This window comes from Salinivibrio socompensis S35 (assembly GCF_000513715.1).
GTDB classification, from domain to species: domain Bacteria; phylum Pseudomonadota; class Gammaproteobacteria; order Enterobacterales; family Vibrionaceae; genus Salinivibrio; species Salinivibrio socompensis.
Map to the genome: position 1 here is coordinate 1 of NZ_AQOD01000215.1, position 1,417 is coordinate 1,417.

Here is a 1,417-nt window from a genome sequence, read left to right on the forward strand (position 1 = left end):
GACCCGTTTGGTGAGACAGGCACTCGTCCCCTTGGTAGTCCACCACCACGAACGGTTGCGGGTCGAGCCCCGCCACGGTTAACGCTATTTGCAATGTCGCCATCTGTGTATCCTTCGCCCTGCTTGTTTACCCTGATACGTTCAGCCAGACCCTGCCGTCTGGCTCAACGCACCACAGCCCGCCCGTAAAGGCAGGCTGTTTGTGTCTTCATGTCGCCATGAAGGATTAGGCCTCGATAGGCTTGCGCCAGTCGTCTGAGCMTGACGTGCCCAGTCGCGTTGAGGCGTGGGTCCCACGTCACTTTGCGGTAAGACATCGACACGGTCAGGTTCTGGGTGAAGTCTGACTTCGCCGGGTCTTGGCAGTGTGGCATTTCACAATGAATGTCCACAATCGAGGCGCTTTCCAGCTTGGTGGTAAAGAAGTTTTCTTGTTTACCTTCAATCGAGGTGCGGTACCACTTCAGCTCAACGGTGGACATCTTCTCGCCTGACGCCAGTGCGTTATAAAGCAACGGCACCGCTTTGTTGAGCGCCACGGTGAATTGGAAAGGCTTGTGCACACGTTGACCAGACGGTTGACCCGATTGTGGGTCCGTCGGCACCGTCACATTGTGGTTAAACTGTTGTACCAGCATCTCGTCTTCATGGCCTTCCACAAACGCATCACCGATAGAATCCGCGGTGCAGGCACCGGCAGTAATCAAACCCTGGATTTCGCCTTCAATCGAGATATAACATGGCGTTGGCATAATCGCTCCTTTGTATGTAATAGAAGACACATCGCCACCGTGGCGTTGTGCCTGTTCGCTACCTTACAATGCGAAATGCATGCCAGTTTTTTTATCGATATAATTCAATGCGTTGCCAACACGCTGACCAATTTTTTGCACGTGCCAAGCAACTTCTTGCCAAGCCAAGCAAAAAGTTGCTCAGCCAGCAGGCTAACGAGTCGATGTTTGTGTTGTCATTTTCATCGCCATTTTTTTGAACCCACTTTGCATTATTGACATTGACGGGGGTACCCACATCAATCACCTGGTTATGACCGCTGCTTGCGCGCCCAGTGGATGTAGTCTTGGATAACAGGTTCATCCAGTAAAAGAGCGAGGCTGTGTAATGAACGCCCCAGGTGTTTCTCACTGATTTATAGAGCGTCAATTATCTTGGCCGGTTTTCCGTCAATTATCCTGGCCGGTTGATACTAATTTCTAACTACCTTCTCTCATTGCCATTTTGCGTCGGTAGCTTTCACCTTCACAGTGAAGAATGATCGCATGATGCACCAGCCGATCGATGGCAGCGATGGTCATTGTTGAGTCGTCGAACAGCTCATCCCATTGCTCGAACGACTTATTTGAAGTGATGATCAATTGCTATGTCTTCATATCGATGAGCGATAAGCTCGAACAGCACA

1 protein-coding gene and 1 pseudogene are annotated in these 1,417 nt (G+C 50.7%); both read right to left on the minus strand.

Going from position 1 to position 1,417, the window contains the following annotated elements:
* Positions 1 to 226: 226 nt before the first annotated feature.
* Positions 227 to 752 (minus strand): annotated as a pseudogene (locus tag DZ54_RS22955) (Hcp family type VI secretion system effector).
* Positions 753 to 1,211: 459 nt separating this feature from the next.
* A complete protein-coding gene (locus tag DZ54_RS27245; RefSeq protein ID WP_338057083.1) occupies positions 1,212 to 1,313 on the minus strand; it encodes an ATP-binding protein in 102 nt (33 codons plus the stop codon).
* Between the last annotated feature and the right edge of the window lie 104 nt (positions 1,314 to 1,417).

Bases quoted from the DNA above. Each gene is read 5' to 3' on its own strand.
- DZ54_RS27245 (WP_338057083.1), bottom strand. From the start codon at position 1,313: ATGACCATCGCTGCCATCGATCGGCTGGTGCATCATGCGATCATTCTT.